General features: G+C 55.1%; 13 protein-coding genes. All 13 read right to left on the bottom strand.

Translation table 11 applies throughout. The features are described from left to right. Positions 1-67 precede the first annotated feature (67 nt). The 13 genes from CDO73_RS01945 to CDO73_RS01885 all read right to left on the bottom strand — a co-directional run bounded on the left by CDO73_RS01945 (position 68) and on the right by CDO73_RS01885 (position 14,378). Positions 68-841 (bottom strand): DeoR/GlpR family DNA-binding transcription regulator, encoded by a 774-nt coding sequence (locus tag CDO73_RS01945; RefSeq protein ID WP_088486811.1) that lies wholly within the window; start codon positions 839-841, stop codon positions 68-70. Positions 842-905: 64 nt separating this feature from the next. Next, on the bottom strand, positions 906-2,285 hold the full coding sequence (locus CDO73_RS01940) for a dihydrolipoyl dehydrogenase family protein (protein WP_088486810.1): 1,380 nt from the start codon (positions 2,283-2,285) through the stop codon (positions 906-908). Positions 2,286-2,451: 166 nt separating this feature from the next. Beyond that, entirely contained in the window at positions 2,452-2,685 is a 234-nt protein-coding gene (gene hfq, locus CDO73_RS01935) for an RNA chaperone Hfq (RefSeq protein WP_088486809.1), read from the bottom strand. 109 nt (positions 2,686-2,794) lie between these two features. After that, entirely contained in the window at positions 2,795-5,164 is a 2,370-nt protein-coding gene (locus CDO73_RS01930; protein WP_088486808.1) for an AraC family transcriptional regulator, read from the bottom strand. 106 nt (positions 5,165-5,270) lie between these two features. Beyond that, positions 5,271-7,121 carry a heparinase II/III-family protein gene (locus CDO73_RS01925; protein WP_256972519.1) on the bottom strand — a complete coding sequence of 617 codons (1,851 nt, stop codon included), beginning with the start codon at positions 7,119-7,121 and terminating at the stop codon, positions 5,271-5,273. A 140-nt stretch (positions 7,122-7,261) separates the two neighbouring features. Further along, positions 7,262-8,827, bottom strand: coding sequence for a type 2 periplasmic-binding domain-containing protein (locus CDO73_RS01920; protein ID WP_088486807.1), 1,566 nt, complete (start codon positions 8,825-8,827; stop codon positions 7,262-7,264). A gap of 121 nt (positions 8,828-8,948) precedes the next feature. Next, on the bottom strand, positions 8,949-9,833 hold the full coding sequence (locus tag CDO73_RS01915) for a carbohydrate ABC transporter permease (RefSeq protein WP_088486806.1): 885 nt from the start codon (positions 9,831-9,833) through the stop codon (positions 8,949-8,951). Positions 9,834-9,854: 21 nt separating this feature from the next. Continuing rightward, on the bottom strand, positions 9,855-10,805 hold the full coding sequence (locus CDO73_RS01910; RefSeq protein ID WP_088486805.1) for an ABC transporter permease: 951 nt from the start codon (positions 10,803-10,805) through the stop codon (positions 9,855-9,857). A 377-nt stretch (positions 10,806-11,182) separates the two neighbouring features. Then, positions 11,183-11,872, bottom strand: coding sequence for a hypothetical protein (locus CDO73_RS01905; RefSeq protein ID WP_088486804.1), 690 nt, complete (start codon positions 11,870-11,872; stop codon positions 11,183-11,185). A 109-nt stretch (positions 11,873-11,981) separates the two neighbouring features. Beyond that, positions 11,982-12,281, bottom strand: a complete 300-nt coding sequence (locus CDO73_RS01900) for a hypothetical protein (protein WP_088486803.1) — start codon at positions 12,279-12,281, stop codon at positions 11,982-11,984. A 44-nt stretch (positions 12,282-12,325) separates the two neighbouring features. Beyond that, positions 12,326-12,658, bottom strand: coding sequence for a hypothetical protein (locus tag CDO73_RS01895; protein ID WP_088486802.1), 333 nt, complete (start codon positions 12,656-12,658; stop codon positions 12,326-12,328). Between the two features lie 164 nt (positions 12,659-12,822). Further along, the gene (locus CDO73_RS01890) at positions 12,823-13,536 is read right to left on the bottom strand and encodes a hypothetical protein (RefSeq protein ID WP_088486801.1); all 714 of its coding nucleotides are present in this window, start codon (positions 13,534-13,536) and stop codon (positions 12,823-12,825) included. A gap of 29 nt (positions 13,537-13,565) precedes the next feature. Next, a complete protein-coding gene (locus tag CDO73_RS01885; RefSeq protein ID WP_088486800.1) occupies positions 13,566-14,378 on the bottom strand; it encodes a class I SAM-dependent methyltransferase in 813 nt (270 codons plus the stop codon). Positions 14,379-14,402: the final 24 nt, after the last annotated feature.

Raw genomic sequence — 14,402 nt, 5'->3', positions numbered from 1 at the left:
TAGATTGATCAGAATATAACACAAGTTAACACAAATGAACATAAGGCGACAGAAAAAGAGCATAAAATTAAACGACGTGGAGTTCCACGCCGTTTTCTTGAATCCATATACGGTTCTCGGGACTTAAGCCTTCGTCGGTAATCCATACGTCGATCTCCGACAAAGAAGCGACCGGCGACAAGAAGCGCCGACCCGCTTTGGACGAGTCGAGCAGCATGACCACGCGCGCGGCGGAGCGAATCATCATTTTCTTGACCTGAGTATCGAGCGGGTTGGGATCGGTAAATCCCGCTTCCGGCGTGAAGCCCAGCGCGGACAGGAACAGCGTATCCGCATGATAATGGGCGAAAAAGCTTTCCGCTTCGGGACCGACGAACGTGCCGGACACTTCCCTGAACATGCCTCCGCAGCTCAACATCGTGCGCCTCTCGTCGGCATGGGGCCGGAAAAGGTTAAGCGTATCGATTCCGTTGGTAAGCAGCGTCAGCTCGTTCAGATGATTCAAATGCTCGGCCATACGCGATACCGTCGTTCCGTTCTCGAGCACGATCGTGTCGCCTTCGCGCACGAAATGCGCCGCCGCGTAAGCGGCCAGACGGCTTTTGACGTCGCTGTTGCTCGCCTGCTTGTCCGGCAGCTTCGGCTCTTCGGCTGCGGGAAGTCCCAGATACACCGCGCCTCCGTGAGAACGGCGGATCACCTGCTCGCGTTCCAGCAGATTCAAGTCGCGGCGAATCGTCATCTCCGAGACGCCGAAATGCCCGCTTAATTCTTTGAGCGTCGCGGCTCCTTTGTCGGCCAGGTAAGCGGCCAACCGTTGTTTTCGTTGTAAAGGCAGCATGACCGGCACCTCGCTTTTTCACTCATTTTAACACAAACGAACATTAAGGTGTCGGTCGATCGCTTTACTCTTCCAACAAATACTGCAAATCGCTGGCATCCGTCGGATAAGCGAACAGCGTGTCCGCGAGCTGCGACGCTTTCAGCCCGTGCCGCATCGCGATCGCGAAATAATTGATCAGATGTTCCGCTTCCCCGTTCAGCACATGCGCGCCCAAGATCGAACCGTCCGACTTGTCCAGAATCACTTTCGCCAGGCTCGGCTTCTCGCCCATGCGTTTATACGTATACCAACCGGACATGTCTACGAGGTTCACTTTGATCTCGCGGCCGCTCTCTTTCGCCTGCGCTTCGGTCATGCCGACGGAGGCGAGCATCGGGTAAGTGAACACGATCGACGGGGTCGCCGTATAATTCGGCTTCGTGCTGCCTTCTTCCAGCAGATTGGACGCCACGGCGCGCGCTTCGAGTCCGGCGATCGGCGTCAGCGGAAGGCCCGGGGAGCCCGAGACGTCGCCGGCGGCGTACACGTCCGGATTGCTGACGCTGCGCAAATATTCGTCGACGGCGATGCCTTTGTTGTCCGCGTCGACGCCGCCCTGCTCCAAATCCAACTCGTCCACATTGGGTACCCGACCGGCTCCGTGCACGGCCAACCCGCACTCCAATCGGAACGGCTGTCCGTTCTCCGTGCCTTCCAGCACATACCCTTCGCCCGATTCGGTTCGCGAGATTTTCTTCGTCTCGGTATTCAGATGGAACACGATGCCCAGCTCTTTCATCCGCTCGACGAGCGCATCCACCAATTCCGGTTCGAAGTTTTTCAGCGGTCGGTCGTTATTGTGGATCAGATGTACTTTCGCGCCGGCCTCCGCCGCGATATGCGCGAATTCGAACGAAATATAACCGCCGCCGATAAAAGCGATCGTCTCCGGCAGCTCCTCGAGATCGAGGAATCCTTCGCTGTTGCCGAGCAGCTCTTCACCTTCGAAGTTCAGCTTGGCCGGTTTGGCTCCGGTCGCGATCAAGATTTTACGCGCGTTCAGTTCTTGTTCGCCGACGGTTATCTGATTTTTCCCGGTAAAAGAAGCCGAACCGTGAAAATAACGGATGCCCGCCTGCTCGAATTTTTCTTCCGTCGATTGGGGAATATCTTCGACGAACGTCGTCTTGAACGCCATCAGGTCCGACCAGACGATCCGATTGGAGTCTTCGACGCCTTTGCCTGTCAGGTTGCGGCTGCGCGCGATCAGTTCGGCCGCTCCGGCCAGCACGCGCTTGGGATCGCAGCCCCGCTGCGAACAGGTGCCGCCGAACGGACGCGGATCGACGATGGCCACGCTCCAGCCTTGTTCCCGGCAGGATGTCGCGACGCTCTGGCCGGCGCTGCCCGTGCCGAGCACGATCAGATCGAACGAGGTTGCGGATGTAGGAGTAGGAGTCATGTACGGATATCCCTCTTTCTGCGTATGATGCTAACCATTACCCGAATAACCGGCTTGCGCCGCTCCGCCTGCCGAAGAAGGTATTCGCCTATCAAAAACGACTTCCCTCGGAAGCGAAAGATTCGCCGCCGACAGAAGCCGTTTTTCGGTCTTGCATACGCAAAAGTTATTTCGCCGAGTCGGCGACCACCGTCGAAACGGCGTGCTTGTAGATCAGACTCTGCTTGCCGGCAGGCGTTCGCACGACAATGACGAAGCGGTCGAACGCTTCGATCTTGCCTTGAATCCGCGCGCCGTTGACGGTAATCACCGTGCAATCCCGTCCTTGTTCGCGAAGCTGCTGAAGCTGGTCGTCCTGTTGGAAACCCGTTCTCGGTTCTCCCGTCGGTCCGTTAGGCATCGTTATCCCTCTCTCTCTGTCGTGGGGATCGAGTTCGTCCGGACGTGCCGGAGCGCCTCTTTTCCATTATAGCACTCCGATGCCCGATCCCCAAAAAGCCATAGCCCGTTCAAGAGATTCCTTGATTCGGCGGATCGTCCGTTTCGGGAAGTCCGTTCTTCTGATATTGTTTGGGCGTCACGCCGTATTTTTCTTTGAAGATGCGGATAAAATGGTTCGTCGATTGGTAACCCAACTTCTCGGCGATCGCGCTGACGTTCAACTCGCCTTCTTGCAGCAGAACGGCCGCCGCTTCCAGCTTGCGGGCCGTCGTATATTCGATGAACGTCATGCCCGTGTTCAGCTTGAACTGACGGCTGACATAATTCGGCGTCACGCCCAGATGAGCGGCCGCGCGGTCGAGGCTAATCTCGTCGTACAGATGATCCGCGATAAACTGCCGCACGCCTTCCACAAGATCGCGGTTGGTACGCTGGCGGCGTTCGTCGAGATGGCGGAACGCGCGGCGAATCAAGTCTTCCAACCACTGCCGGTACGCCCGAATATCCGGCCGGCTGCGCGCTTCGCCGCGAATATCCGCGCCGAACAGCTGCTGTGTATCGATGCCCAGTCCTTTGAGCGTCTTATGGAGCGTATAGACCAGCTCGATCAGCTGATGCTGCCCGTAGTCCGCGGTATACGCGCCGGCCAGCGTCTCTTCGATCGCGCCGCCGACCGCTTGCAGCGCCCGGTTCTCGTCGCCCGCGCGCAGCGCTTGTTCCAACTCGGCGAAGAACCGCACGGAGCCTCCCGTCGATACGCGCTCCGCGGCATGAAGCTCCCGGTAGTTCAAGCAAGTTCGCTCCGGATAGAAAAAGCCGTACCGGCCCGCTTCGAGCGCTTCGGCGTGCGACTCGGCTGCCGCACCGGAGCTCTGCTCGCGCACGCCGCCGATGCATAAGGTATACCGTTCGCCGACGGTCGAAGCGAGCACGTCCAAGAGCCGTTCTTCCAATTCTTCTGCGGAACAAGAAGCGTTCACGATGCCGTAGAGACTGCGGTCCGGAGCCACGATCGCCCATAAGACCGCTTGCTCTTCGATCCGCGAAGCCTGCGTCTCCAGCCGTTCGGCGAGCTGGTACGTTTCGGCCAACTGCGGCGGTGCGGGCAGGCCGGGATCGCTCGCCGCACGAGGCTGCAGAACGAAACAGCAGAGCCGTTCCTCTTTCAGACTCAGATCCAAGAATCGGTGCGTTTCTTTTTCTCCGCTGTTGTCGGCGGCTTCTTCTCCGGTCAGCAAACCCATCACGGCGTGATATTTGATCACCGGTTTGTTGATCGACAGCTGCTCGTTCAGGTCGTGAAGCTGCGACGAATACTGCTTGAGCGTCGTATCGATCGGCTGATACTGGCGTTTGGTCAGCATGTACAGCAGCAGGAATCCGACCACCAGCAGCCCCGCCCAGAGGGCGTACATCAGGTTTTTGAGATCGGCCGCTTTTTTGTAGAACAGGCTCTTGTCCACCAGCGTCACGTAATCCCAATCGTTGACGCGGGAATGCGCGTACGCGACGACGGCTTCGCGGCCGTCGAACGTGGTCTCGAAGCTGCCCTGCCCGTCGTCCGCCGCGCTGTCCGCCTCGCCGCCTTTCTCCCGATCCGCCCACAACTTCGCCGCATGGTCGTAAGCCTCGCCGCCCGCTTCTTCCCCGTTGGCCGAGATCAGATTGCCCTGTTTATCGAGAATGAGCGCCAGTCCGCTGGACGGTTCGAAGCTATCGTTCAGCGTCTGCCGGACGGCACTTTCCTTAAGATGGATCGCGAAGATCGCTTTGCGCCGGTCGACCGGCGCGAAATACGGATAGCTGCGCACGTAGCTGATCAGCCGTTCGCTCGTTCCCGACGCGTCCGGCGCGGAAGCCGCATACCAACCGACCTGCGCGTCCGTCGTCAGGAAATCGTTCAACCACTTGTCGCGGAGAGCGTCTTCGCGCCGCGACTCGTCCGGGAAATAGAAATAACGGGTTCCGTAGAAAAAGACCGGATCGTTCATGTAGTACATGTCCACGTAGCGGATAAACGGCTGTTCCGATTGCAGCGCGGACAACGTCTCCTGCACGTCGACGATCGCCGAATAATCGTTGCGGATCTTGTGCGTCATCGGATAGAACAACGGATTGCGGTCGTCCGACATCTCGGTCAGATTGCGTTTGGCGATCTGCACGGTCGGCATCAGCAGCTGCTCGTCCACCGTGTTCTGGATCTGCTTGACCGACTGCGTGTTGAAGCGGTATAGCTCGTTATTGTAAGCCTGAATCATGTACTGGAAGATGCCGACCTGCGGCAGCACGCCGAGCAGCAGAATCAAGACGATATTGAAGAACAGCAATCGGGAAAAATAATAAGCGGGCTTCGGACGATCCGCTCTCGGGGAACCGTTACGAGAAACCGGGTCGGCGGATAACGTCGGCGGAGCGGGGTGCGGCTGCCGATTCGGCATTCGGGTTCCTCCTTTCGGTCATTCGAAGCGGCGCGAGGTCTGCTTCAAACGCTTGCGTATACGGATTCGAACCGCAGGCTGAATTTGCGATTCGAACTTCCGGTTTCTACTCTGCCGTGCAGCTTAACGTCCACTCGCCGACGAAACGCTGCGGCAGATTCCGCGCGGTCAGCGCGGTGCGGTACACGTTCTGCATCTGGCCCAGATGGGCGTTGCTCTCCAACTGTTCGACCGACGGTTCGAATACGGAGGCGTCATAATTCAGTTCGACGCGGCCGCGCTCGCCCTGCCAGACGACCGCGCCGGGAGACAGCTCCGGACGGTGCAAGCTGACGAAATGCTCGACGATCTCGCTGCCGCCGGATTCCGCCGCCTCGGACGCGAATTCGAATACATCCCGAACTGCGAGCGAAGCCGAAGATCGGCCGTTCTCCGCCTGCCAGACGAAATGCCGGATGTACGACGACAGGCCGGCTTCTTCGCCGTAAGCCGTCGTCAATTCGAGATCGAAATGCAGCCCTTCGCCGTCGTTGTCGCTGCGAAGAATCCGCGCCCGGCGTTCATGGCCGTCGGATTGTTCCTGCCCGTTGATTACCGGGACCGAATGGCCGCGCGAAGACGTGTTCAAGTATTTGTACCGTTCGGGACCGAAATAGTCCTGCGTGTACACGCCCGGACCGAGGTCCGTCAGCAGCGTCTCGCCGCCGGCATGGACGATAAAATGGCCCAGATCGTTATGGTTATGCGATTCCGCGTTGGTTCCGCCTTTCGCGGAGAACGCGAACAAGCCTGCGGGAGTATCGCGTTTGTCGATGATCCATCCGGCGTCTTCGAACAAAGTCGTGCCGGGTTCGTTCTCGCCGCGCAGCGTGCTCTCGTCGGTCCACAGCAGATTGCGGACCTGATGCGGCCAGCGGTAGCAGTGGTCGTCGTGGAACGAAGGCGGATAAGGAACGGCCGGAGCGGGCGCGCCGGTGCGCTTCCGCAGACGGCTGATCAGCCCCGGATGCAGGCGCATGGACGGCGAACAGTCCGAATAATTGACGCAGGCCGGCACGGTCAGCGAGACGCTGCCCGCATAAGCCGCGATGCGGCGGATCTTCTCGCCTTGAAGCAGATCGATCGCGCCGCCGGTATAAGCGTGCAGCATCTCGGCCCAGTAGACGTAATAACCGAAGCCGTAGGTCCAATATCCGGCGCCTTCGAGGCAGCATCCGTCGTCGCCGTAACCGGCAAGGAAACTCTCCATCGCGTCGACGACCTTCGCCTGCATCCAAGCCAGACGCTCCCGGTCTTCGACCAGCAGCAGCGCGGCCATGCCGACCGCTCCGGCGCAGACGGCCGACCAGTTGTTCTCGACCGAGAACCAGAAGAACGGACGCTCGCTGCCGAACGCCGGCTTGAAGATCCGGCGTTCCACTTCGTGCCGGATCCGCTGCGCGATCCACGGATGCAGCCGATCTCCGACCAGCGACAGCAGCTCGGCGAGCGCATGAGCCGTCTCCGCCGCGAACAGGTCGACGATCTCGTCCGGCGGCAGGATGTCTTCGCCGGCTTCGCTCACGCCGTAAGGCAGATGCGCCGGCACCGCCCAACTGTATTCGCCGCAGATCTCCCAGATCGTCTGCTCCAGCAGCGCCAGATACCTGTCGTCTTCGTCGATCAGCAGCGCGAGCGTCAGCGCGAGCAGCCGCGACCGGCGGCGGAAATAAGGCCGTTCGCATTCGAAGCGCGTGCCGCGCTCGCGAAACGCTTGGAAATCGGCGAAACGCAGCGCCGGCAGCGCTTCTTCCGTCCCTAATTTCGCTTCGGCGCGAATCTCGCCGAGCAGCTCCGCCAAGCGCTCCGATTCGCGCAGCTCCGCCAATTTCTCCGGCGTGATCGCCGCTCCGGCCAGATCGTCCGGCCGCTTCTCTACCTGCAAGATCGCGTCTCTCAATCGATGATAAGCTATCATAAGTCTGATCCTCCTCGATCGTGTTCCGTTACGAATAGTATGAATTCCGAATAAAGCCGCAAACGGCCGCCGCCCCCGAAGGGCGACGGCGTTGACGCTGCGGGTATGTAGGCGGAACGCCGAAGCGTCCCTTTTCCCTCTTACTCGCCGACCATTTTCTGATACGCTTCGTTGACGTCTTTCAAGACTTGGGAACCGCCGTTATCCATAAAGGTCTTCGCGAACTTGTCGAAGCTGTCGACCGGCTGCTCGCCGATGATGATCTTGGTGTACGTTTCTTTCTGAAGTTTGCCGAGGTTGCCCGAATATTGCGACAGACTGTCCACGGCCGGAGCGATGACCGGCGGATACCCTTTCGTTTTGACGGAATCGCCGAACTTGTACAATCCGCTGAACGCTTTCTTGCCGAACTCCGGGTTCTCCATCATGCTGAACACCTGCGCGCCGCGTTTGAAGCTGGCATTGTCGTCGTTCGGGTCCTCGATATTGACGACCGTGTCGCCTTCCTTCTTCCAGTCGACGCCTTCCGTGCCGCGGAACACCGTCATGTAATAATCGTAATCCGTGAAGCTGGCCTCCAGCATGGTCAAGATCGTCTGCAATTTGCGCGGATCTTCGGCGGCTTTAGGCGTGATGCCGACCGGGGTGCTGCTGACGCCCCACTGAGGCGCGCCCGACTGCCCGTTCGGACCGACCGGCGGCACTCCGAAAGCGATCTCGCCGTTCGGCTGCGCTTTCTTGAAGTTCAGATATTGTCCGCCGCCCGCGTCGCCTTCGCCGATCGGCTTGTTGCGCCAATGGTAGAACATGCCGCCGCCGGTAAGACCGATGCGGTTGTTGTAGAACGCTTGCGAATCCGCCCAATATCCGCCGGTATTCTCGCCCGTGATAAATTCGGGATCGATCAGCTCCTCTTTGTACCATTTGTTCAGCAGCGCAAGCGCTTCTTTCATCTCCGGCTGCACCGCCGCGAACTCGATCTTGCCGTCTTTGAGGACATAGTTGGTATTGTCCGCCGGCAGTCCGAACGCGCCGAGCACGAACGGGATCGCATGGTCGGACATGCCGTACGTGTCTTTTTTGCCGTTGCCGTCGGGGTCCTCGTTACGGAACTTCTTTAAAGCGGTTTCAAATTCCTCTAACGTTTCGGGAATTTTAGTAATGCCGACTTTATCCAGCCAGTCTTTGCGCCAGACGAGCGACTGCGGATAGTCTCCGTTCAGGTTGATGGACGGCAGCGCGTAGATCTTGCCTTCGTACTTGACCGTGTTCCACAGCGAAGCGTCGTATTCGTCGATGACTTTGGCGTACGTCGGCGCGTATTTGCGAATATCGTCTTCGGAAATGTCGGCCAGAATGCCGTTCGCGACATACTTCGGAATCTGCTCCCGAATCTGAAGCACGTCCGGAATTTCGCCTGCCGCGAATTTGACGTTGACCTGATCGTTCCACTGCTGCGTATCGACGTACCAGACATTGAACTTCGCGTTGAATTTCTTCTCTACCATCTTGAAAATATCCGAATTCGGATCGGGTTGGGCATACGAGTTATACGCCAGCCAATCCAGTTCGACTGGCTTCGACGGATCGGCGGCCGCTCCCGCGGAATCCGACGTTTTGCCTCCGCCGCATGCCGTCAGCGTGCCGACCAACAGCGCCGCCGCGGCGAATCCTGCCCATTTGTGACCCCATCGCTCTTTTCTCATTCCTTATTCCCTCCAGATACGGCGTCTATACGCTTCCTTTCTTTATGTCAGGAAACGCATAGCCGTCCGCTTAAATTATATCGGACATTGTCCGAGCTGTGAACCCGGCTGGGTCTATGGATCAACCTTTGACCGAACCGAGCATGGTGCCTTTGACGAAATACTTTTGCAGGAACGGATACACGCAGATGATCGGCACGATCGATACGACCAGCGTCGCCATCTTCATGGATTCGCCGTTGACCGGCTTGTCGATCAGATCCGCTCCGCCGCCGGCGGCCGGATCGAGCGTGCCGTCGATGACGATGCGGCGCAGGATCAATTGAAGCACCTGTTTATGTTCGTCCTGAATGTACAGCATGGAGTCGAACCAAGCGTTCCAATGGCCGACGGCGCTGTAGAGCGAGACGGTCGCGAGAATCGGCATGGACAGCGGCATGATGATCTTCCAGAGGATGTACATTTCGCCGGCGCCGTCGATTTTGGCCGACTCTTCCAGACTTTCCGGCAGCGCGGAGATAAAGTTGCGGACGATCAACAGCAGGAACACGCTGACCACGCCGGGCAGGACCAACGACCACACGGAGTTCATGAGACCCAAGTTTTTGATCAGCATGTAGCTCGGAATCAGTCCCCCGGAGAAGAACATCGTGAACACGATCAGCGCCGTCCAGAACGGACGATGAGGCAGCGTTTTTTTAGACAACGGATACGCGCCCATAAAGGTCAGCATGACGGTCAGCGCGGTACCCAGTACGGTACGGATAATCGTGTTTCCGTAAGCGGTCCAAATGATCGATTTGCGGAAGACCTGCTCGTAGCCGCTGAAATCGAATTTGGTCGGAAACAGATGGAAGCCGTAGCTGTTGATGACTTCCACCGGACTCATCGAGATCGTCACCACTTGAAGCATCGGGACGATGATCGACGCGCAGAGCAGAACCAATACGGTATACGCGAACCCGACATAGATGCGGTCGCCCCAACTGCGATTTTTGATTTTCACTTCTTGGCTCCTCCTCTCTTCCTAGAAAATCGCCTGATCGCTGAAACGGCGGGCGATCGTGTTGGCGGTCAATACCATGATCAAAGCGATCACGTTCTTAAACAATCCGACGGCGGCGGCGTAGCTGTAATTCATCTTGGCGATGCCTTCGGTATACGTGTAAGTCGAGATCACGTCGCCGACGCTCTGCACGTTGGTGTTCAATAAGTTGAAGATCTGATCGAAATCGTCGTTGATGATGCTGCCGGAATTCAGAATGATCATGATCACGATGACCGGCGCGATCGACGGCAGCGTAATGTACCAGACCTTCTTCAATCGGCTGATGCCGTCCACTTCCGCCGCTTCGTACAGATCGGGGCTGATGCCCGCGATCGCGGCCAAGTAGATGATCGCCGAGAAGCCGACGCCTTTCCATACTTCCGTGCTGACCAATACCGAACGGAACCAACTCGTATCGGCGAGGAAGTAGATCGGCTGGAAGCCGAACTCCATCAAGATCATGTTCACGATGCCGCGGCTCGGCGACAGCACTTCGATGATGATGCCCGACAGTACGATCCAAGACAGGAAATGCGGCAGGTAGCTGACCGTCTGCACGAACTTCTTGAACTTCGGCCGCATGATCTCGTTGATCAGCAGAGCCAGAATGATCGGAGCCGGGAACCCGAACAGAATCTTGTACGCGTTAATAATGAGCGTATTCTTCAGCACCGGCAGGAAGTAGATCCCGTCGAACAATTCGCGGAAATGCTTCAGTCCCACGAACTCGCTGCCCGAGATGCCTTTGAAGATCCGGTAGTCCTGAAACGCCATCAGCACCCCGTAGATCGGGACGTAATGGAAGATGATGAAGTAGGCCAGGACCGGCAGCAGCATCAGAAAATAGTATTTGTGGCTGGCGTAGCGTCTGAGCATGGGATAGCTTCTGCGCTCCGCCGAACCGCGCAGGGCGATCGATTTGCGCTGCATGAGTCACCTCCGTAGATAGGATGAACGAAACGCTTAAGCGGCCTGAGACGGGATTCGTATGTAGGGAGAAAAGATCCCGCCGATCGACTGAAAGCGTATTCAATTTCTGGTCCCCACTCTACCCGCCGGATCCGCTCCGGGCAATGACTCATATTCGCCCTGATGGCGATTTTTTGACGAAAACGTTGGGTAAAAAAAGTGGCGTTTTTTGCGGAAAGGGTGATTTTATGCGGTGGGATTGGCAAGAGAATGGCTTAACGGCGGGGTTTGGCGGGTGAGGATAGAGAATGGGGATTTCGTGATGGGGAAAAGAAAAACGCCGGTTCGCTCATACGCGAAGACCGGCGTTTAAATAAACTTTTAATACAATTTCGTTCTTACCATCCGAAATACCGATTCGCATTTAACTGCCGCCGAAAGTCCTCTTCCTCATCACTGCGAATCGGGCTTGGCTGCAATTTCAACAGATAACCTTCATCGTGTTTCTCGACAGCGAGTAAAGGAGCCTTTTGAATCTTCTCCTCGCCTACTTCTTCAACCTGCTCCGGCCCCCAATAATTAAGCCAATGAACACACTCATCCAAAGAGCTTTCTTTATATTCAGGTCTGCTCGTATTGTTTGTGTTAATAACGGCAGCCCAATACGGATCGAACCGATCAATACACTTGCGAAAAATCTGCTCAACATTGTGTATATTCTCTTCCTCATAAAAAGAAAAGTTCGGACTCAACTGAATTTTTAACGTATTTTGCAAGAGCGGGCTTCGTGTTCCGTTCGAAAACATAATACAGGCTTGCGTCTTTTCTTCCGGCGTAGATAAAAACCACATCATATATCCGATATCCCGAGAATCTTTATCGCCGCTTTTTCGAAATGCTTTTTTGAAATTCTCTAAGTTCCATTCGAAAGGCACTTTATTTTTGCGACGTTTCCCTTGATACCGAGGATACACTTCTTCTCCATGTTCTCTTAACATTTGAAGCAATGCGTAGGTTCGTTCCGCCGCTTCATCGAAGCCTTCCTCTCTGGATTTAGACCAGCAGATTAACTTATTGGTCTCTCTCATTGGATCTTCTCCTTGATTGCGTTATTACTCTAGTCGTAAAAACGCCGGTTCGCTGGGAGGCGAAAGGCCGACGTTCGGATGATTGTTGTGTTGAATCGAGCATTGGATTTTAGGTTTCTATGATGACGACTTCGCCTTCTTCCTCATCGTCATCTTCGTCCTCTCCATCATCCTGCCAGTCTTCTTCGAGTTTATAAACTTTGACCGGTTGCAAATCTTTAAAAAAGTAGATTCGCTCGCAACGCGTACATCTCCAGACTGCATATTCAGGGAGATCGATAAGCCAAGTCGATTCCTTATCCGTTACTTTTTCGCTGAATTCTTTATCCGTATACACCCAAAGCTCAACTTCGTTAGGGTCTAGAGAATTAGACAAAAGCTTCCCGCACCTACACATAAATTTACCCAACGGTTTCTTCCTCCTTTTAGCCAGAGAATTAGATCATGCCCGACTTATCCAATACAGATTCGAATGTCTTTTTGTGCAGCGAAAATCGTATTCAACTTGGTTTGCAGAAGGTTTGCTCTTGTTAATAGATGCTCTTTCGGATCTCCCGACATATATTTGCCGGTCCATTCTTGAAGGGCATCCAGCTCGGTGTTTACGGACTCCATATCCTCGGCCGTAATGTCTAACCCGAATTGAAACAACGGAATCCAGATTAAACCAAGCTCTTCAGCGGCCGGTTTCCAGTATTTTTCGAAAAACTCTTCTGTAGCGATCGGCACGTAAAAATTCGTATTATTGGCATCACACTCATTGATGACAAAAGCCGCAACAGACATAAAGGCTCTCCTTTTACGTAAAATATTAAGAGCAAACCCAAACTGAAATCTTTTTGAACTCAGAAATCAAACTTAAAGTCGGCAGTTTCTTGAGACTATTTGTAATGAAAAGGAATAACGCCGGTCGCTAAAAGGCGAGGACCGACGTTTGAGATGGATTTTTTCTATAAACCGAAGTATTCTTTAGCGGCTCGTTGCGCTTCAAGTTCTGCAGGATTCTCGCTGTCGATCGGATTTTCTTGGAGTTTTATCAGATAGCCATCCTGCCATTCTGTCATAGATAATACAGGAGCATCGTTAATCTTATTTTCGATGAATTCTTGAAAATATTCGCTATTCCAGTAGTTCAACCAGTGCACAAAAGCAGATAACCCGCCATTATCATAAGGATTGAGTATTCTTCGATTAGTCAAATTCACAATAGCCGCCCAGTAAGGATCAAATAGCGGAATACAATCTTTGAAAAGCTGTTCCAAGCGATTAGCTTGTTCTTTACTGCTTAAAGAACTATTGTCCGGAAACTTAACAATCATTGTATTGCTAAAACGAGAATGCTGCGTGCCTACTCGAAGTTTGATAGAGGTTTGATCTTTACTTTGTAAAGAAGACGCAAAGATCACTGAATACCCTAAATCCAGAAACTCGACTTTTCCTTCCCGATTGCTTCCTTTTCTCAGAACCTTTTTAAAATTCTCAAAAGTCCATTCGAACGGCAAATCTTTGTTTTTCGCTCGACTCGGAACTTTATATTTCGGAAAGAAATCTTCACCTTTTGTCATCAATAATTGCATCAATGGATAAGCTTTTTCCGCCGCTTCATCAAACGTTTCGTCTGCTTTGGCTCTGGCCCAGAAAATCAAAGAATGTTCCTGCTGCATGAAATACCTCCAAAGTCAGCGCTCAACCTTTACTTCCGCCGCCCGATATACAGCACATGCGGCGACATCCCCAAGATATGCGGATCGTCCGAGACGTCGATCAGATGCCGGACCACCGCTTGAAACTCTTCTTCCCCGCGTTCCCGCCAATACGCCCATTGTTCGGAGTTCATCGCGCCCGCGATGCTGCTCGACGCTATCATCTTGACGCTCTCGAATCCGCAGCGCGCCATAAACGGTTCGATCTCGCCGACTTCGAAATAATAAGCGCCGGTAAATCGTCCTTCGTCGGCATGATCGAACGCGCCGGTCGTCATCAGGCGATTCAGCCCTTCGGCGTTATGATTAGGTTTCCACGATTGCGGATGCGCCAGCGACTTGCTCAAGAACGCGGTTCGCGGCATAAACGCAACGAACACCGTACCGCCCGGCTTCGTCACGCGGTGCAGTTCTCGAATGGCCTGCTCGCGGTCGGCTTCCTGCTGCAAATGATACATCGGTCCGAGCATCAGCGCCGCGTCGAATCTTTCGTCCTCCAGACCGTTCAGATCGCGGGCGTCGCGGGCATGGAATCCGTCGAACTCGGCGCTCAAGCCCAGTTCTCCCGCTTTGGCTTCGGCGATCTCGACCAGTCTCGGCGTCAGATCGGTCAAAGTCATCCGATATCCTCGCTCGGCGAGCGCCATCGCATATTGCCCGGGTCCCGCTCCGTTGTCGAGCACCCGTCCTTCGGCCGGCAGATGGGCCAGAATATGATGCCGGTTAATCGTGAATTCCAACGGCTCGCGCTCCAATCTTCCCCATTCGTCGAAAGCGCTATAGTAATCGATCAAGCTGCTCATATTTTTCTCTCCTTTTCCTATTTG

It is taken from the genome of Saccharibacillus sp. O23 (genome assembly GCF_002205895.1).
Taxonomy (GTDB): domain Bacteria; phylum Bacillota; class Bacilli; order Paenibacillales; family Paenibacillaceae; genus Saccharibacillus.
This window is presented reverse-complemented; position numbering and strand designations above follow the sequence as displayed.